The sequence below is a fragment of the Amycolatopsis sp. NBC_00348 genome (assembly GCF_036114655.1).
GTDB lineage: Bacteria > Actinomycetota > Actinomycetes > Mycobacteriales > Pseudonocardiaceae > Amycolatopsis.
On record NZ_CP107994.1, the window covers coordinates 4393404 to 4411381 of the forward strand.

Consider the following 17978-nt stretch of genomic DNA (forward strand, 5'->3'; position numbering starts at 1 on the left):
CCACCCGGGGAACAGAGCCGATCAGCTGTGCGACACGGTCAGCCCGTAGAAGGCGACCTTCGCACCCTTCGTCGTGCTGTCCGAAGAGGACTGGTTGTAGGAACCGGCCTTGAAGTACTGCTTGTACGCCTTGAACGACGACGGGATGCTGTAGTGCGTGGTGCTGCCGTTCACCGTCAGGTCGATCGTGTTGCCGCCGGAGATGCCGATCGTGTAGGTCCACGTCTTGCCGATGGCCACGTGGCCGACGGTGTGCGCGGTCTGGCCGCCGTCGGGCGAGTTCTCCGTGCCCAGCACGATGTCGCCGTTCGAGTGGTAGTACAGCTCGAGCAGCGGCTTCGTCGACGAGCCACCGGTGCCGAGGTGGACTTGGCCGACGCAGACGTTGGACGTCACCGACACCACGCGCAGGGTGGCGCTCAGCTTGTGCGATCCGCTCAACGACCAGTTCGCCGCGGAGCCGCTCTTGTTCATCTCACGCAGCTCGGATCGTGCGTAATTCGAGTTGGGTGTGGTGACGCCTTTTTCCGGCGCCCAGAATGTCATCGCGCCATCGCGCGTGTCGGTGTAGAAGTAGGAGTCCTGGAATCCGCTCGAGCCCTGCAGCCGGGACGACGAGATCGTCGTCGGCGAACCCGGTGAACCCACCGGCTCCTGCAGCTGCCAGGTCGAGAGGTCGAAGTTGCCACCGGGGGCAACTCCCGGGTCGGCCATGGGGGCCAACGCGATTCCGCTGACTTCGGCACTGGGGAATGCCTCGGCGGAAATCGCGGTCCCGGCCAGCAATGCCGGGATCGCGAGAAAGGTGAGCATAGCGCGCACACGCATGGTGGCGTCCTTTCACGGCGAGCAGCGAAGCGGGGAGAGGACTTCGCTCACTCATTTGTTCACGTATGTGTTTGTTCACGTATGTGAATAAATGCGTTTCCGAAAAGAGAGTAACGATGAAGGAGATTAAGTTCGGTGTTGCTCGCTGTCAAGGTGAGGTTCACATTGAGTGGGACACTCACTTCCCGCGGTGGACGCAGAGCGGGCCGGTGCGGGGCAGCGCGATGCGCGCGCGGAAGGCCCGCGCGACCGGGCCGTCCGGCACCGGCGCCGTCCACGTGTAGCCCGGCGCGCGGAAGAGGGTGGCGCTCACCAGGGTGCGCCCGTACCCGAGCCGGCGGTGGGCGGCCTCGACGTGGACGTAGTCCAGTGTGGCCGTGCGGCACGGCGAACAGGACGTGAGCGACGCCGTGCCGGTGGCCCGCCCGTCGAGGCGCAGTTCGATCTTCCCCGTCGCCGACCCGGCGGCGGGCGGGACCGCGACGAGGACCAGGCCGTCCTGCGGCGCGGTGTCCGGCGCGTGCTGGACCTTCACGTCGAGGTGCGCCCACTCGGCGAGCCGGCGTTCACCCGGGTCGGGCGCCTCCTGCTTGCGGCAGGTTTCGCAGAGCGTGGTGTGCAGCCGGTAGCGGGGGCTGTGGCTCTTGATCATCCCGAAGAGCGCGAGGTAGTGGCCGCGCAGGCACACCACCGGCGGCGCCGCGGTCGCCGGGCGCACGGGGAGGAGCTCGCCGTACTCGCCGCGCGTCCCGGACGCCGGCCCGCCGACGGTCGCCCGGCTCACCGGAAGTCACGCGACGGCCCGGTCGCCATCGAGAGGTCGAGCCGTTCCAGCCGGTCCGCGACGAGCGTGACGACGCCTTCGGCCGCCTGCACCTGCCCGCGGACCAGCAACGCCGCGCTGGTGCGGGCGACGAGGCGCTGCCGGTTCCAGAGTCCGGGTGAGACGAGGACGTTGGCCATGCCGGTCTCGTCCTCGAGGTTGAAGAATGTGATCCCGCCCGCGGTCGCCGGCCGCTGCCGGTGGGTCACCGCTCCCCCGACCCACACGCGCGTCCCGTCCTTCGCACGTGCCAGGTCGGCGACCGTCAGCGCGCCGCGCTTGTCGAGGTATTCGCGCAGGTACTGCACGGGGTGGCTGTCCGGCGAGACGCTCGTGGCCCACAGGTCGGCCGCGGTGACCTCGAACCGGGTCATCCCGGGCAAGGCGGGCGCGTCCAGGCCGTGCGCGAGGCCGGGCAGGTGCCCGGGCCGGGTCGCGGCGGCGGCGCCCGCGGCCCACAGCGCCTGCCGCCGATCGGGGGTGAAGCCGCTGAACGCGCCGGCCGTGGCCAGGGCTTCGACGACGGTCTTCTTCAGCTGGACGCGGCGAGTGAGGTCACCGATCGACGCGAACGGCCCGTTCGCGTCGCGCTCGGCGACGATCGCTTCGGCGACGTCGTCGCCGAGGTGGCGGACGCCGGCGAGGCCGAGCCGCAGTGCGACGGCGCCGGTGCTGTCCGGCTCGGGTTCGAGGGTGGCGTGGGCGAGACTGGCGTTGATGTCCGGTTCCCGCACCAGGACGCCGTGGCGGCGGGCGTCGGCGACCAGGGACTGCGGGCTGTAGAACCCCATCGGCTGCGCCCGCAGCAGCCCGGCGCAGAACGCGGCCGGGTAGTACAGCTTGAACCACGCGCTCGCGTAGACCAGCAACGCGAACGACATCGAGTGCGCCTCGGGGAAACCGTAGCCGGAGAACGCGTGGATCTGCTCGAAGATCCGCGTCGCCAGCTCACGATCCAGGCCATTCGCCTCGCACCCGGCGAAGAACCGCGCCATCAACGCGTGCATCTTCGCACTGGACCGCTTGGCGCCCATAGCGCGGCGCAGCTGGTCGGCCTCGGCGCCGGTGAAGGACGCGACGTCGACGGCCATCTGCATCACCTGCTCCTGGAACAACGGCACCCCCAGCGTCCGGTCGAGGGACCCGGCCAGCAGCGGGTGCGCGTGCTGCCACTGCTCCTCACCACGCCGGCGCCGGATGTAGGGGTGCACCGAGCCGCCCTGGATCGGGCCGGGCCGGATCAACGCGACCTCGACGACCAGGTCGTAGAACTTGCGCGGCCGCAGGCGCGGCAACGTCGCCAGCTGCGCGCGGGACTCCACCTGGAACACCCCGACCGCGTCGGCGTCACAGAGCATGTCGTAGACGGCCGGATCGGCCAGGTCCAGCTTCCCGATGTCCACTCCTGCCCCGTGGTGCTCGGCGACGAGGTCGATCATGTAGTGCAGCGCCGAAAGCATGCCGAGGCCGAGCAGGTCGAACTTGACCAGGCCGACGCTGTTGCAGTCGTCCTTGTCCCACTGCAGGATGCTGCGATCCTTCATCGTCGCCCACTCCACCGGGACCACTTCGGACACCGGCTGCTTCGAGATGACCATGCCGCCGGAGTGGATGCCGAGGTGACGCGGGAAGTCCTCGAGCCGCGCCGCCAGGTCGAGGACGTCGTCGGGGATGTCGCCGGTGGCTTGCTGTTTCGTGGCGGTGACGCCGCCCCAGCGATCGACGAGCTTGCCGTAGGCGTCCTGCTGCCCGACGCTGTGCCCCAAGGCTTTCGCGGCGTCGCGGATCGCCGACGGCGCCCGGTAGGTGATCACGTTCGCGACCTGCGCGGCGTGGAACCGCCCGTGTTTCTCGTAGACGTACTGGATGGCCTCCTCGCGCCGGTCGGACTCGATGTCGATGTCGATGTCCGGCGGCCCGTCCCGCTCCGGCGCCAGGAAGCGTTCGAACAGCAGGTTCCACTTCACCGGGTCCGCGTGGCAGATCCCCAGCGCGTAACAGACCGCGCTGTTGGCGGCGGATCCCCGGCCCTGGCACAGGATGTTCGCCTGGCGGCAGAACCGGACGATGTCCCACACCACCAGGAAGTAACCCGGGAACTCGAGCTGTTTGATGACGTCGAGTTCGTGGTCGAGCTGGGCGTAGGCCTTCGGGTTGTCCTCGCGGCGCCCGTAGCGCGTGATCGCGCCGGCCCAGGTCAGGTCGCGCAGGAAGGACATCTCGTCGTGGCCGGGCGGGACGTCGAACGGCGGCAGGTCCGGCGCGACTACCTGCAGGTCGAACGCGACTTCGACGCCCAGCAGCGCGGCCCGGCCAACCGCGCCGGGGTAGCGGTGCTCGAAACGGCGTCGCTGTTCCATGCCCGACCGCAGGAACGCTTGTCCGGACGGCGGCCGCCACCCGTCCAGCTCCTCGGCCGACCGCCGCGCGCGGACCGCAGCCACCATCTCGGCCACGACGGCGTCGTCGGGGCGGGCGTAGTGCGCGTTGTTCGACACGATCGTCGGCAACCGCAGGTCGGCGGCCATTTCCGCGAGGACGTCGTTGGCGGCCGAGTCGTGCGGGAGCCGCTGGTCGATCAGCTCGACGGCGACGTGGCCGCGCCCGAACCAGCCGGCCAGCCGGGTCAGCTCGGCGCGCGCGGCGGCGGGACCGCGCTCGGCGAGGGCGCGGCGGACGGCGCCTTTGCGGCAGCCGCTCAGGACCACGACGTGCCCGGCCAGCTCGTCGACCAGCTCCTCGACGTCGTAGACCGGGCGGCCCTTCTCGCCGCCGGCGAGCTGGGCGCGGGAGATCACCCGGCAGAGCCGGTGGTAACCCTCCTGCTGCCGGGCGATCACGAGCAGGTGCGATCCGGCCGGGTCCGGCGCACCCCCTTGCGGCGCCGGGAGGTCGAGGGACAGCTCGGCGCCGAAGCCGACGCGGACGCCGAGCTCGCGGGCGGCGTCGTTGAACCGGACCGCGCCGTACATCCCGTCGTGGTCGGTCAGGACGAGGGCGTCCAGTTCGAGGCGCGCGGCCTCCTCGACGAGGGCCTCGGGGTGGGAGGCGCCGTCGAGGAAGCTGAAGTTGGAGTGGACGTGCAGCTCGGCGTACGGCGCCCGGAGCCGCTCGCCGCCGTCGTCACGGCTGCGGCGGTGCTGCAGATCTGCCGGGGCGCCGGAGTAGCCGTCACGCTTGCGCGACCACGCGGGTGAGTCGCCGCCGTCTCCGATCACCGGAGCGCGGCCTGAGGCGACCCGCTCGACCTCGGACCACGGCACGTTCGGGTTGTTGAACGCCAACGCCAGCTCCCCACGACACGAGTTCGCTGCGGGGAAGTCAGCGACTACTGTTCGAACACACGTACGACTCTCGCCCTTGATCCTGGGCCGGGAAGAGCGCGCTGTCAACTCGGCGTGACATCGATAACCGCAGGTAGACGGTCCGGTGAGGGCTGTGATCGAGAGCGTCGGGGCGCTGTTACCCTGAGTTCGCGACCACCCTCACCGGCGGCCGCGCGGCGGTGGGGCCCGCCGTACCCGAACCGCGGCGATCCGGCCGCCAACGGTCCCTACCTGAACCACGCCGTACGAGGCCGCCCTCGTGCCCCGATCAGGTAGGAGCCTGCCCGTCGTGCCGCACTCCCAGCCCGCTTCCCCGCCGCGGCGCCGTCACCGCCAGACCGTCGCCGTCGTCGCGGCCGGCGGGGTGCTCGGCGCCTGCGCCCGCTACGGCGCCACCCTGCTGTGGCCCACCGCGTCCGGCGGGTTCCCGTGGACGACGTTCTGGATCAACGTCACCGGCTGCGCGGCCATGGGCGTCCTGATGGCGGTCATCACCGCGATGCCGGCGGCCCACCCGCTGGTGCGGCCCTTCCTCGGCACCGGCGTCCTCGGCGGTTACACGACGTTCTCCACCTACGCGGTCGACGCCGAGCACCTGCTCGACGGCGGCCACGCCCTGACCGCCCTGCTCTACCTCGCGGCCACGGTCGTCGCGGCCGTCGCCGCGGTGTGGGCGACGGCCGCGCTCACCCGCCGCGCCTTGAGCCTCGGGAGCCGCTCGTGAACTGGCTCATGGTCATCGCCGGCGCCCTGGTCGGCGCCCCGCTGCGCTACCTGACCGACCGCGCCGTCCAGGCCCGCCACGACACCGGCTTCCCGTGGGGCACTTTCACGGTGAACCTCATCGCCTGCACGGTGCTCGGCTTCCTGACCGGCGCCGCCACCGCGACGACCGTGCCCCAGCCGCTGCAGCACCTGATCGGCCCGGGGTTGTGCGCCACGCTCAGCACGTATTCGACGTTCTCCTACGAAACGCTCCGGCTGGCCGAGACCGGGGCGAAGTTCTCCGCTGCCGCGAACGTCATCGCGAGCGTGCTCGCCGGACTGGGCGCGGCTTACCTCGGCACGGCGGTGGCCCAGGCGGTGTTCGGGTGAGTCAGTCGTAGCTGCCCTCGACTGTCCACTGTGGAGTGCCGCCGACGGTCACGGTCAGCAGCAGAGCGACCTCGTCGGTCTCGTCCTCGACCACCACCTGCAGCCGTGCCAGGCGGCGGCCTCGGGTCGTCAGCGCCGGGTGGTGCAGCCATGGGCCGGCCCAGGCGAGTACCGGCCGCGATGATCGGCCCTCGACGGCGACGGTTGCCGGCAGGGCGGTCAGCTCGCCGCGATCGGTGCAGACGACGACGGCACCGCGGTCGTCCAGCACCCGGGCCGGGTGGGCGGCGAGGACGGCCGGGGACGGCGCCGGCAGCCGTCCCGGCCAGGGCGCGTCCGGCGAAACCGGCGTCCGCGGGTCGCCCCACGGGATGAGCCGCACGCGCTCGGCGGGGCCGCGGCCACCGTCCAGCAGCGGGGTGACGACGGCGTCCGGGCCGAGCAGGCCCTGGATCCGGACCAGCGCGCGAGCCGCGCGTTCGGCCGCGTCGGCGTCCCGGCCCATCGACCCGAGCTGCAGCTGCAACGCCTGCCCGCCGACGACCTCCTCCGGGTCGAGGCGCAGCCGGACGATCCCGGCGGTGGGCCGGCCGTCGCGGGCGGTGAGCCAGCCTTCGCACTGCCACCGCACGCGGTCCGCCGTCGCCCGCGCGGTCAGCGGCTCGGCGCAGCGCCAGACGCGGACCCGTTCCTCGCCCGCCTCCGTCACGGCCACGATCGCCAGCCGCGTGCACGCCATCCCGTGCCGCGCCAGCCCGGCGAAGAACCGCTCCCCCAGCGTCTTCGCGACGAACGCGGCCTCGTCGACGCGTTCCAGCGGGTGCTCGAACTCCTCGGTGATCGACAGCTCCGGCGGCAGGGCCCGCCGCAACGGCGGCCGCTCCGACAGCCCGCGCGCCAGCCGGTGCGCGGTGATCGCGTCGCGCGGGAAGCGGCCCGCGACGTCCCGTTCGGTCAGCGCGGCGAACGCGCCGAGCGTCCGCAGCCCGAGCCGTTTGAGCAGGCCGACCAGCTCGCCGCGGTCGTCGCCGGGCTGGTTCAGCTCGGCGATCGACAGCGGCGCCAGGAACCCGGCCGCCCCGCCGGCCGGCACGAGCGCGGAACGGCGGGCGGCCAGCGTCGCGGCGAAGAGGCCGTCGGCGATCCCGACCTGGCACTCCACGCCCGCGTTCGCCGACACCTCGTCGAGCAGCAGCTCGGCCAGGGCCTCCTCGCCGCCGAAGTACCCGGCCGCGCCGGTGACGGGCACCGCGACGATCCCCGGCCGCACGACCTCCACGCCCACGGCCTGCCCCTCGACGGCGGCGGCGACCGGCTCGAACAGCCGCGCGTCCCGTTCCGGATCGTGCTGGTGCACCGCGAGATCCGGGCAGCGTGACTGCGCGTCGCGGCGCCGCATCCCCCGCACGACGCCGTGCTGCCGCGCGACGGCGGAACAGGCGACGACCCGGTTGGCGGAGAACACCGCGGCGGGCGCGAGGGGCGGCGTCCCCACGACGGCCCCGGCGGCAACGACCGGCCAGTCCGGGCACCACAGCACCAGCAACCGCGGCGCATCACTCACCCGGCGGCCACCGGAACGCCGCGACCCGACCCCGAGCGGCGCCCGCGACCGTCGAACCGCCGCGCACCAGCCCGGTCGGGACGCCATCCGGCCGAGTGGCCTGGCCGCGCGGTTGGTGTCCGAGCCTCACCGCCCCACTCGCCGAGTGGCCTCGGTGCGCGCGATCGCTTGGCCACCAAAGAAACCCCGCAAAACGGCCGGGTCGCGCACCGCCTGCACCGGCGATCACTTGGCTTCGGCAGCGCATCACTCACCGCGCACTCGTTTGGTCTCCGCCGAAACCCCGCACAACGGCCCGGCCGCACACCGCCCGCCCCACAACCCCAGCGATCATCTGGCTGCAGCCGCGCACCACACACCGCGCACTCGCTTGGCCGCCAACAAAACCCCGCACAACGACCTGGCCACGCACCGCCCACCCCGCAACCCCGGCGATCACCTGGCTGCGGCAGCGCAGCACTCACCGCGCGATCGCTTGGTCGCCAACAACACACCGCACACCGGCCCGGCCACGCACCGCCCGCCCCGCAACCCCGACGACCACTCGGCCGCGCACCACTCACCGCGCATTCGCTAGGCCACCAACGAAACACCGCACCGGGCGCGCGGCAGGCCACCCCGTTCACCTGGCCACCTCGACCAGCCGCCACCTCGCCGGGGGCTCGCCCGGTGCGACCGCGCACTCGTCTGGTCTCCACCGACACACCGCACACCGGCCCAGCCGCACACCGCGGCGACCACTTGAGTGCAGCAGCGCACCACTCACCGCGCACTCACCAGGCCACCAACGAAACACCGCACCGGGCGCGCGGCAGGCCGCCCCGCTCACCCGGCCACCTCGACCAGCCGCCGCCCCGCCGGGGGCTCGCCCGGTGCGATCGCGCCTCCGGGGCCCGGCAGTTGCAACGTCACCGTCTGCGGGCGGGCTGCCGCGCCGCGGCCTTGGCTGGTCGCCGTGATGTCGCGTGCCCGTAGGTGGCCGTGGCCGTCCGTGGTGGCTCCTCGCCAGTGACGGCGGGAGACGCGCAGTTCCAGGTCCACACTCGGCCAAGGGCCGGCCGCCAGGAGGACCGCGCCTCGGTTGCGGACCCGGCCCGCCAGGCGGCGGGCCACCTGGGGTTGGACGCCGCGGGCGACCGCCGGGCCGACCACCACCAGGTCGAACCCGTCCACCAGCGCCGACAGGACCGCGACCACCTCGGCGCCGGGGCGGGGCACCAGCGCGATCCGGTCGAGGTCGACGCCGAGTTCCGCGGCCGCCGCCAGGCCCAGGTCCGGCAGCCCGGCCACCGCCGCCCACGAGCCGGCCCGCGTCGCCTCCGCCAGCAGCGCCAGGACCAGTGACGTCGACCCCGCGACCGACACCGTGCTGCCGCGCCGCAAGCCGCCCGCCGGGAACAGGCCGGCCAGCGCCGGGGTCAGCGGCAGAGATTCACCCGGCTGGGTGACGTCCGGATGCGGCTCGCGCAGCTGCGAAGCCACCCGGACGCCGGGGATGGACGTGAGCGCTTCCGGTACCGCCACCGCCGCTCACCTCCAGCACCACGAACCCGTACCGGAGACACCCGCAAGGGACCCGCGGGCGAACCCAGGACAACTATCGAACACCTGTTCGCATCCTGCGAGACGGCAGCGGCCACTGTCAAGTCGAGCGCGTCAAGAGAGGCTCTCGGCCCACTCCCCGACCGTCGCGACGCCGCCGCGGCGGGCGAAGAGCTGCGTGACGAGGGTGTCGTGCAGCTCGGGGCTGGGGTCGACGCACGCGTCGGACAGCACCGTGACGCCGTAGTCGAGGTCGGCGGCCTGCAGCGCGGTGGACAGGACGATGCCGCTGGTGGCGATCCCGGCCAGGACGAGGTGGCCGATGTCCTGGGCGCCGAGGATCTGGTGCAGGTTGTTGCCGGCGAACGCGCTGACGCGGTTCTTGTACACGACGATCTCGCCGTCGAGGGGCGCGACGCCGGGGTGGATGGCCGCGCCCTCGTCGGCCGCGGTGTACTTGCCGGCGGGCACGGCGCCGAACATCCGGTTGCGCGGGTGGACGTCGGCGTGGTCCGGCCGCAGCCGGAGCGCGACGTGGATCACCGGGACGTCGTGATCGCGCGCCGTCTCCAGCGCCCGCGCGGCGCGCGGCAGGTAGCCGTCCGGGACGCGCGCGAGGTGGGTGTTCTGGAGGTCCATGGCGAGCAGGGCGGTGCGGGACAAAGTCGTGCCTTTCTTGCCGTACAAAGGGAATCAGACGTGGCGCAGGCTGCGGTCGGCGACCGTGATCAGCAGGAACAGGACGCCGGCGGCGAGCATCACCCAGGCCAGGGTGTGCATGCCCGCGGTACTCGCGTGCGGGCCGAAGGCCACCGCCGTCGTGGCGGAGGCGACCATCGAACCGACGTAGGCGAAGGTGCGCAGCAGCCCGGCCGACGAGCCGGTGCGCTCGGGATCGGCCTGGTGGTACACGGAGTTCTGCAGCGCCAGGCTGACCGCGCCCTGCGGGATGCCGAAGACCACGGCGATCAGCAGCAACATCCACAGTGGACTCTCGCCGGTGAGCACCAGCATCAGCACACAGGCCGCGATCTGCGCCAGCGCGCCGACCAGGAGCTTGCCCCGCACACCCCGGCGCCGGCCGGTGGTGATCGAAATGACGATCGCCACCAGGAACATCGGGATCTGCACCAGCCCGGCGTAGAACGGCGAGAGCCCGAAGCCCTCCTCCGTCCACTGCGTGAAGCCGTAGAGGAAGGCGTAGGAGACGATGTAGGCGACCAGCGCGCGCCCGTAGGTGGCCAGCAGCGGCGCGTTGCCGCCCAGCACCCGCAGGTCGATGAACGGGATCGCGGCCCGCAGCTCCCGCACGGCGAAGGCGGCACCGGCCGCGACGGCGAGCACCAACAAGTACCAGCTGCTCAACCGCAGGTTCATCAGGAACCACAGCAGCGCCACCAGCATCACGGCGAACAGGCCCATGCCCGGCAGGTCGAGCCGGGCGGTCCAGCGTTCCCGGGTGGACGTCTCCCGCGCGCGGGGCAGCCGCAGCAGGCCCAGCACGACCGCCGCCGCGGCCAGCGGCACGTTGAGCGCGAAGGTGGCGCGCCACCCGCCGAGGCCGATCAGCAGGCCGCCCAGCAGCGGGCCGATGACGGCGATGGTCTGGTTGGCCACGGCCAGCGCCGTCAGCACGCCGGCGGGGTTGTCCTCCCCGGTGCGCTCGGCTTCGCTGCGCAGCAACGCCATCGCGGCCGGGTAGCCGGCGCACGTGCCGAAGCCGAGCAGCACCCGCGCCGCGATCAGCACGCCGAGGCCCGGGGCCGCGGTCCCGATGACACCCGCGACGCCGACCAGGCTCGTGCTGATCAGGAAGAGCTTGCGTGGACCGAAGATGTCGATCAGCCGGCCCACGATCGGCTGGCCGAGCGCCGTGGCCAGGTACAGGGCCGAGACGAGCCACGCGGTCTGCGAGGGCGGGGCGCCGAGCGCCGCGCCGATCGGGACGAGCGCGACGGCCATGATCGTGGAGTTGACGGGGTTCAGGATCGACCCCAGCAGCATCGGCGGGATCAGCCCGCGGTCGAAGCCGGTCTTCGCGGCTTCCGCGGTCCGGTCACTCATGGACGAGCCGATCCAGCACGGCCATCGCGGCCAGGACGGTCTGCCGTTCCTCCTCCGTGCACTCCTCCTGCAGCCTCGCGGCGAGCCACTCGCCACGAGCCTGCCGGCCCGCCTCGACGTGCCGGCGCCCCTTGGCCGTGACGGTGACCAGCAGGCGGCGGCCGTCCCGGGGATCCGGCCGCCGCTTGACGAGGCCGAGGTCGAGCAGCGCGGCGACCGTCGAGGTCATCGACTGGTGCCGCACCCCGTCCGCCGCGGCGAGGTCGCTGGTGGTGCGGCCGTCGCTGTCGGCCAGCCTGGTCAGCACCGTGGCCTGCGACAGCGTGACGTCTCCGGGATCCGAGGCGCCGGCGATGCCCCGCCGCAGCCGCCGGATGACGGCGCGGACCCGCTGTGACGCCTCGACGGCCGACGGAGACAGTTGATCACCCATGCCCGTCACCGTAACCGCGACGGCGGGAAATGTACAGTCAGACTGTACAGTTACCTGTATGTCTTGTCGGTCACACCGGCGGACCGAACCCGTCCCTCACGTGATCGGAGACGTGATTCGCGTGATCGGAGACGGAACTCGCGTGATCAGTACCGGATCCGACGTGATGGGGGCCGGAACTCGTGAGTTCCGGCCCCCATCACGCGAGTTACGTGCCCAGTCACGCGAGTTACGGGTCACACCACCGTGAAGCTCGACGTCAGGGTGGCGGCCGAGCTGGTGCCTACGTAGACCTCGATCTTGCCCGGCTCCACCCGGAACTTGGCCGCGTTGTCGTAGAAGCCGACGTCTTCGGGGGTGAGGGTGAACGAGACCGTCGTCGACGCGCCCGCGGCCAGGGTCACCCGCTGGAAGCCGCGCAGCCGGCGGACCGGCTGGACGATCGAGGCGACCGGGTCGCGCACGTACAGCTGGACGACCTCGTCGCCGGCGCGGCCGCCCGTGTTGGTCACCTTGGCGCTCACCTGGATCCGGCCGCCGCGAGCCGGCAGCCGGGTGTCCGACAGGCGCAGGCCATCGACGCGGAACGTCGTGTACGACAGGCCGAAACCGAACTCGTAGAGCGGGCCGGACTCCAGGTCGAGGTACTTGGACGTGTACTTGTTCGCCGGGTCGGCCGGACGGCCGGTGTTCTCGTGGTTGTAGTAGATCGGGATCTGCCCGACCGCGCGCGGGAAGCTCACCGGCAGCTTGCCGCCCGGGTTCACGGTGCCGAACAGGACGTCCGCGACCGCGTTGCCGCCCTGCACGCCCGGCGCCCACGCCTCGAGGATGGCGGGCGCGTTGTCGTGCAGGTACGGGATCGTCAGCGGCCGGCCGTTGACCAGCACCACCACGAACGGCTTCCCGGTGTCCTTGATCGCGGCCACCAGCTGCTGCTGGACGCCCGGCAGGTCGATGTTGCTGCGCGCCGCCGCCTCACCGCTCATCGCGGCCGTCTCGCCGACCACCACGACGGTGACGTCGGCCGCGCGGGCCGCCTGTTGCGCGGCGGCGAACCCGCTGGTGTCGGTCCCTTCGACGGCGCAGCCGGCGGTGAACGTCACCGCCGCCCCGGGTGCCGCGGCCTTGATCCCGTCGACCACGGTCACCGGCGGTGTCGTGGCCGCGCCGGTGCCGAGGCCCGACCAGGTCCCGTTGAGGTCGTAGGTCGCGTTGCCCAGCGGGCCGACGACGGCGACCGAGCCGGCGGTCTTCGCCAGCGGGAGTACCGGGCCGTCGTTCTTGAGCAGCACCATGCACCGCCCGGCCGCTTGACGCGACGCCGCGAGCGCGGCCGGCGACGGCGCCTTGACCTCGACGGCTTCGTCGGCGTACGGCCGTTCGAACAGCCCCAGCTGGACCTTGACCAGCAGGATCCGGCGGACGGCGTCATCGATCTGGTCGCGCGTGATCCGCCGCTGCGCCAGCAGTTGCTGGCCGTACTGCACGTAGTTCGTGCTGACCATCTCCATGTCGACACCGGCCGGCAGCGCGGCCGCCGCGGCGTCGGCGCCGTCACCGGCGAGCCCGTGCAGGATCAGCTCCTGGACGCCGGTGTAGTCGCTGACGACGAACCCGCGGAAACCGTAGGCGCCCTTGAGGACGTCGTGCAGGACGTAACCGTTGCCGTGCGCGGGGACACCGCTGATGGTGTTGAAACTGGCCATCACTGTCGCCACACCGGCTTCGACGGACGCCTTGAACGGCGGGAGGTAGAAGTTGTGCAGCCGCTGCAGCGAGACGTCGACGGTGTTGTAGTCGCGCCCGCCTTCGGCCCCGCCGTAGGCGACGAAGTGCTTGGCGCAGGCGGCGAGGCGGTCCGGCGACGAATAGTCGTCACCCTGGTAGCCGCGGACCTTCGAGACGGCGAGTTTCGTGGCCAGGTAAGGGTCTTCGCCGTACCCCTCGGCGATGCGGCCCCAGCGCGGCTCGTGCGTGACGTCCATCATCGGCGCGTACGTCCAGTGGATGCCGCTGCGCCGGGCCTCCTTCGCCGACACCGACGCGTCCGCGCCCGCCACGGCGGGGTCGAAGCTCGACCCCTGGGCCAGCGGGATCGGGAAGTTGGTGGTGTACCCGTGGATGACGTCCAGGCCGAAGATCAGCGGGATGCGCAGCCGCGTCTGCTCGACGGCGAGGTGCTGCAACGCGTTGAGCTTCGCCGCGCCGACCACCGAGAAGACGCCGCCGAGCTGACCGGTCGCCAGCGCCGTGCGCGCGTCGGTCTCGTTGCCGAGCAGCTGCAGCTGGCCGAGCTTCTCGGCGAGGGTCATCTTCTTGAGCAGACCCTCGACACGGTCGTTGCGCTCCGGCTTGGCGGCGACGGGATCGGCGGCGGCGGGTGGCGCGAGCAGGCTGCTCGACGCGACACCACTGGCGGCGAGGAGGCCGCCGACCCCGGCGAGCAGGCTACGCCGGTTCACTCCGTCTGTCGTGGTCGGACGATCGGTCTGTTCCATGGCGGGGACCCTTTCGCGAGCGAAACCGGCCAATCAGGATAGACACGTTCCCGCCCGCCCGGGCGCGTCAATTCGGCCGGTCGCCGCGACCGCGGGTCAGGCGATCCAGACCGTCTTGGCGTTGACGAACGTCCGCGGCCCGAACGACGCCAATTCGCGGCCGTACCCGGAGTTCTTGGCGCCGCCGAACGGGACTTCCGGCGTGGACTGGGTGAACTCGTTGAGGTACATCATCCCGGTCTCGACCTCGGTCACGAACCGCTCCTGCTCCCCCGGGTCCGCCGTCCACGCGCTGCCGCCGAGGCCGAACGGCGAGTCGTTGGCGACGCGGATGGCGTCGTCGACGTCGCGGACCCGCCAGATCAGCGCCACCGGGCCGAAGAACTCCTCGTGGTGGCCCGGCGAGCCGTCCGGGATGTCGGCCAGCACGGTCGGCGGGTAGTAGTGGCCCGGGCCGTCCAGGGGTTTCCCGCCGGTGAGCAGCCGGGCGCCGGCCTGGACGGTGTCGCTCACCTGCTGGTGGATCGTCTCGACGGCGTCGGCCGAGGACAGCGGGCCGAGGTCGGTGTCGTCCTTCATCGGGTCGCCGACCGTCAGCGCCGCCATCTTCTCGGTGAACTTCCGGGTGAACTCCTCGGCGACGTCCTCGTGGACGATGAACCGCTTGGCGTTGACGCAGGACTGGCCGTTGTTCAGCGTCCGCGAGCCGACGCCGGCTTCGACGGCTTTGTCCAGGTCCGCCGAGGGCATCACGATGAAGGCGTCGGCACCGCCCAGTTCGAGCACGCTCGCCTTGACGTTGCGGCCCGCGGCGGCCCCGACCTCACGGCCCGCCGGCTCGCTGCCGGTCAGCGTCACCGCGCGGACGCGCTCGTCGCCGATCACGGCCTCGATCGCCGAGGACGGCACGAGCAGCGTCTGGAACACGCCCTCGGGGAAACCGGCGCGGCGCAGGACGTCTTCGATCGCCAACGCGCACTGCGGGACGTTCGACGCGTGCTTGAGCAGGCCCACGTTGCCCGCCATCAGCGCCGGCGCGGCGAACCGGAAGACTTGCCAGTACGGGAAGTTCCACGGCATCACGGCGAGCACCGGCCCGAGCGGCTCGTACCGGGTGAAGACCTTCGCGCCCTCGACCGGCCAGGCTTCGTCGGCGAGCATCTCCGCGCCGTGGTCGGCGTACCAGCGACAGCCCTTCGCCGACTTCTGCACCTCGGCGACGGCGGCGGCGTGGGTCTTCCCCATCTCGAGCGTCGCGAGGCGGCCCAGCTCGTCCGCCTCGGCCTCGAGGATGTCCGCGGCCCGGCGCAGCAGCGCGGCGCGATCGCCGAACGACGTCTTCCGGTAGGCGCGGAAGGCCTCCGCGGCGAGTGCCAGCTTGCCGTCCAGCTGCTCCTCGGTGAGCGCGTCGAACTCCCGGACCCGCTCGCCCGTCGCCGGGTTGACCGTCGCGATGGCCACAGTGCACTCCTCGCTCGTCGAAAGATCGTCCGCTTCCGCGTACCCGCGCGAGGAGCACGGGAAACGCCGGTCACCCGGCGTGGCATCCACCTCGCGCACCTGCTCCGCGAACGGCAGTACCCGGCGGCCTGACCGGCGCTACCCGGTGACGTCGGCGGTGCCCAGCACCGCCAGCCACTCCCGGGCGGCGGCGAGGCTGTGCTGCACCTGCAGGAGGTGGTCCAGCCCGAGCACGGCGATCGGGCGCAGGACCGCGCGCTGGTCGCTGACGAGCACGCACGGGATGCCGGCCGCGTGCGCGTCGGCCGAGGTCGTGAGCAGCACGCGCAGGACGCGGGCCGAGCAGAAGGCCACCCGGCTCAGGTCGATGACCAGCGCCTGCGGCCGCAGGGCGACCTCGTCGGCGAGGCGGCCGAGCAGGTGCTCGGCGACACCGCCGTCGAGATCACCGGTGGCGGCCACGACCGTCGAGTCGTAGGTGGTGGTCACGGTGAGCGTCGAAGTGCTGCGGTGGAAGCGGTCCAGGGGATCGCGCATGATGGCTGTCACCTCCGTGGCGGACGGCGACTCCGCGGACCGAGCCGTCGCCGCGAGGCCGGTGCGGGGCACCGGCGAATGGGACAACGGCTACTCGGCTGAACCGTGGACATCCGGGATGTACCCGGATCGGGTGAACTTCAAGCATCACGAACGCCCGGGCAGCGGCACCGCCCACACGACCCGGGTGCCGCCCTCGGCCGGGCGCTCCACCCGGAAGGACCCGCCCGCTTCCGCCGCGCGCTGCCCGAGGTTGCGCAACCCGCTGCGCGCCACGGCTTCCGGCATCCCGATGCCGGTGTCCGAGACCTCGACGACCAGGTCGCCGTCCAGGGACACGGTGATCGTCAGCTCGGCGGCGCGCGCGTGCCGCAGGACGTTGCTGACAGCCTCACGGACGACGGCCTCCGCGTGCTCGGCCAAGGCCGCGGGCACCCGGTCGAACGCGCCCGACAACCGCACGGTGGTGCGGATCGCGGAGTCGGCCGTCGTGTCGGTGATCGCGTCCTGCAGCCGCGCCCGCAGGCCCCGCACGGCGCCCGGTTCGGCGTGCAGGTCGAAGATCGCGCCGCGGATCTCCTCGATGACGTCCTGGAGCTGGTCGATGTGCTGGGTGAGCCGGACGACGACCGCGGGCGAGTCCGTGCGGCGGCGGGTGCCCTCGATGCCGAGGCCGACCGCGAACAGCCGCTGGATGACCTGGTCGTGCAGGTCGCGGGCGATCCGGTCGCGGTCGACGACGACGTCGAGCTCGCGGCGGGCGGCCTGGCTCTCGGCGTCGCGCAGGGCGAGGGCGGCCTGGTCGGCGAAGGCGGAGACGATCTGGAGCTCGTGCTCGTCGAACGTCGCCGCCCCGGGCGCGCGGATCGCCAGGAGCACCCCGGCGGTGGACTCCCCCGACCGCAGCCGCACCGCCAGCGCCGGCCCGAGGTCGACGCCCAGGCCGTCGGCCAGGTCGAACGCCAGGCTCGGCACGCTGCGTGGCACGTGGTCGGCCAGCACCGCGCCGGACGTCGACCCGTCGAGCGGGATCCGGCGGCCGGTCAGGGCGTCGGCGTCCGGGCCGGCGCACACCGTGACGACCAGGGCGCCGCCGACGTCGGCGGGCAGCGCGATGAGCGCGTCGTCGGCGCCGGTGAGCTCGACCGCCCGGCTCGCGATCAGGCGCAGCACCTCGTGGACGTCGGTGCCGCCCAGCAGCTCGGCGGCGATCTCCCCGGTGGCCTCCAGCCACCGCTGCCGGCTGCGGGTCTGCTCGTGGAGCCGCGCGTTGTCGACGGCGATCCCGGCCGCCGCCGCGAGCGCCACGATCGCCCGTTCGTCGTCGGCGGTGAACGGCCGCTCGCCGCTCAGGTACAGCCGGCCGAGCACCTCGCCGCGGACGAGGAGGGGGACGCCGAGGAAGGTCCGCATCGCCGGGTGCCCCGGCGGGAACCCGGCGGCGCCGAGGTCGGCCCGGCGCACCGGATCCCGGCCCGCCACGAGCGCGCCGAGCAGGCCGTGGCCGGCGGGCGGCGGGCCGATCCGGTCGCGGGTGGCGTCGTCGACGCCGGTGACGGCGAACCCGGTCGTCCGGCCGTCCTCGTCGAGCAGGGCGAGGGCGCCGTAGCGGGCGTCGACCAGCCCGGCCGCGGCCGCCACGATCCGGCGCAGCGTGGTCTCGAGCTCCAGCCCGGCGGAGAACGCGAGGACGGCCGCCGGCAGCGCGGCCATCCGGTCCCGGCCCGACACACTTCGTTCGGGCATGCCCCCACCCTCGCACAGTCACCGGGACCGCGACGGGATCCGGCCGAACCGCAACCGA

At 72.6% G+C, this 17978-nt stretch carries 14 protein-coding genes; 2 read left to right on the top strand and 12 right to left on the bottom strand.

Going from position 1 to position 17978, the window contains the following annotated elements; translation table 11 throughout:
- Nucleotides 1-21 precede the first annotated feature (21 nt).
- From OHS58_RS19100 to OHS58_RS19110, 3 genes are all read right to left on the bottom strand, one after another.
- The gene (locus tag OHS58_RS19100) at nucleotides 22-828 is read right to left on the bottom strand and encodes a polysaccharide lyase family 7 protein (RefSeq protein WP_328649273.1); all 807 of its coding nucleotides are present in this window, start codon (nucleotides 826-828) and stop codon (nucleotides 22-24) included.
- A 178-nt stretch (nucleotides 829-1006) separates the two neighbouring features.
- The gene (locus OHS58_RS19105) at nucleotides 1007-1612 is read right to left on the bottom strand and encodes a GNAT family N-acetyltransferase (RefSeq protein WP_326954244.1); all 606 of its coding nucleotides are present in this window, start codon (nucleotides 1610-1612) and stop codon (nucleotides 1007-1009) included.
- Nucleotides 1609-4935: an error-prone DNA polymerase gene (locus tag OHS58_RS19110; RefSeq protein WP_328649274.1), complete on the bottom strand. Its 3327-nt coding sequence runs from the start codon at nucleotides 4933-4935 to the stop codon at nucleotides 1609-1611. Before OHS58_RS19110 ends, OHS58_RS19105 begins: the two co-directional genes overlap by 4 nt.
- Nucleotides 4936-5266: 331 nt before the next feature.
- On the opposite strand from OHS58_RS19110, the gene crcB reads away from it, so the two are divergent.
- Together crcB and OHS58_RS19120 are read left to right on the top strand one after the other, a co-directional pair.
- Complete coding sequence (gene crcB, locus OHS58_RS19115; RefSeq protein ID WP_328649275.1) at nucleotides 5267-5701, top strand: fluoride efflux transporter CrcB; 435 nt, start codon at nucleotides 5267-5269, stop codon at nucleotides 5699-5701.
- The gene (locus OHS58_RS19120; protein ID WP_328649276.1) at nucleotides 5698-6072 is read left to right on the top strand and encodes a fluoride efflux transporter FluC; all 375 of its coding nucleotides are present in this window, start codon (nucleotides 5698-5700) and stop codon (nucleotides 6070-6072) included. Before crcB ends, OHS58_RS19120 begins: the two co-directional genes overlap by 4 nt.
- A gap of 1 nt (nucleotide 6073) precedes the next feature.
- On the opposite strand, the gene OHS58_RS19125 is transcribed toward OHS58_RS19120, so the two are convergent.
- The 9 genes from OHS58_RS19125 to OHS58_RS19165 all read right to left on the bottom strand — a co-directional run bounded on the left by OHS58_RS19125 (nucleotide 6074) and on the right by OHS58_RS19165 (nucleotide 17920).
- Entirely contained in the window at nucleotides 6074-7636 is a 1563-nt protein-coding gene (locus tag OHS58_RS19125; RefSeq protein ID WP_328649277.1) for a DNA polymerase Y family protein, read from the bottom strand.
- An 825-nt stretch (nucleotides 7637-8461) separates the two neighbouring features.
- The gene (locus tag OHS58_RS19130; RefSeq protein WP_328649278.1) at nucleotides 8462-9160 is read right to left on the bottom strand and encodes a hypothetical protein; all 699 of its coding nucleotides are present in this window, start codon (nucleotides 9158-9160) and stop codon (nucleotides 8462-8464) included.
- 132 nt (nucleotides 9161-9292) lie between these two features.
- Nucleotides 9293-9841: a cysteine hydrolase gene (locus tag OHS58_RS19135; protein ID WP_328649279.1), complete on the bottom strand. Its 549-nt coding sequence runs from the start codon at nucleotides 9839-9841 to the stop codon at nucleotides 9293-9295.
- A 30-nt stretch (nucleotides 9842-9871) separates the two neighbouring features.
- Nucleotides 9872-11242, bottom strand: a complete 1371-nt coding sequence (locus tag OHS58_RS19140; protein WP_328649280.1) for an MFS transporter — start codon at nucleotides 11240-11242, stop codon at nucleotides 9872-9874.
- Nucleotides 11235-11675, bottom strand: coding sequence for a MarR family winged helix-turn-helix transcriptional regulator (locus OHS58_RS19145; RefSeq protein ID WP_326948442.1), 441 nt, complete (start codon nucleotides 11673-11675; stop codon nucleotides 11235-11237). The genes OHS58_RS19140 and OHS58_RS19145 overlap by 8 nt, the downstream gene beginning before the upstream one ends.
- Nucleotides 11676-11911: 236 nt before the next feature.
- Nucleotides 11912-14140, bottom strand: coding sequence for a glycoside hydrolase family 3 N-terminal domain-containing protein (locus OHS58_RS19150; protein WP_328649281.1), 2229 nt, complete (start codon nucleotides 14138-14140; stop codon nucleotides 11912-11914).
- Between the two features lie 132 nt (nucleotides 14141-14272).
- Nucleotides 14273-15637: an NAD-dependent succinate-semialdehyde dehydrogenase gene (locus OHS58_RS19155; RefSeq protein ID WP_328649282.1), complete on the bottom strand. Its 1365-nt coding sequence runs from the start codon at nucleotides 15635-15637 to the stop codon at nucleotides 14273-14275.
- Between the two features lie 138 nt (nucleotides 15638-15775).
- Nucleotides 15776-16174, bottom strand: coding sequence for an STAS domain-containing protein (locus OHS58_RS19160; RefSeq protein ID WP_326948439.1), 399 nt, complete (start codon nucleotides 16172-16174; stop codon nucleotides 15776-15778).
- A gap of 147 nt (nucleotides 16175-16321) precedes the next feature.
- Nucleotides 16322-17920, bottom strand: coding sequence for a GAF domain-containing sensor histidine kinase (locus OHS58_RS19165; protein WP_328649283.1), 1599 nt, complete (start codon nucleotides 17918-17920; stop codon nucleotides 16322-16324).
- Nucleotides 17921-17978 lie beyond the last annotated feature (58 nt).

What these genes read in the sequence shown, in the direction of transcription:
- OHS58_RS19100 (WP_328649273.1), bottom strand. Translation starts at nt 828, where the DNA reads ATGCGTGTGCGCGCTATGCTCACCTTTCTCGCGATCCCGGCATTGCTG.
- OHS58_RS19145 (WP_326948442.1), bottom strand. Translation starts at nt 11,675, where the DNA reads ATGGGTGATCAACTGTCTCCGTCGGCCGTCGAGGCGTCACAGCGGGTC.
- OHS58_RS19165 (WP_328649283.1), bottom strand. Translation starts at nt 17,920, where the DNA reads ATGCCCGAACGAAGTGTGTCGGGCCGGGACCGGATGGCCGCGCTGCCG.
- OHS58_RS19160 (WP_326948439.1), bottom strand. Translation starts at nt 16,174, where the DNA reads ATGCGCGATCCCCTGGACCGCTTCCACCGCAGCACTTCGACGCTCACC.
- OHS58_RS19140 (WP_328649280.1), bottom strand. Translation starts at nt 11,242, where the DNA reads ATGAGTGACCGGACCGCGGAAGCCGCGAAGACCGGCTTCGACCGCGGG.